At 70.0% G+C, this 227-nt stretch carries 1 pseudogene; it reads right to left on the reverse strand.

The annotated features are described in order from the left end of the window. Nucleotides 1-227 (reverse strand): annotated as a pseudogene (locus tag CQ12_RS46875) (bifunctional ADP-dependent NAD(P)H-hydrate dehydratase/NAD(P)H-hydrate epimerase); the annotation flags it as partial.

Genomic DNA, 227 nt, shown 5'->3' on the forward strand with positions numbered 1-227 from the left:
CCTGCCCGCAGCGCGCCGCGCGCCGCCAGCCGCGCCGCCCCGGTCGACGCCAGTTCGCCCGAGAGCACGACCGTGTGGCCGCGCGCATATTTGTGCCCGTCGATATCGGGCACGGGGAAGGATTTCTGCCAGGTCGCAGGAACGTTCTCGAACGTCCGCGGCCGGATCTCCTCGAGCACATGGGCATCGATGCCAATCTCGGCGACGCGCACGCGGCCGCAATGCTT

Source organism: Bradyrhizobium jicamae, from assembly GCF_001440395.1.
GTDB classification, from domain to species: Bacteria; Pseudomonadota; Alphaproteobacteria; order Rhizobiales; family Xanthobacteraceae; genus Bradyrhizobium; species Bradyrhizobium jicamae.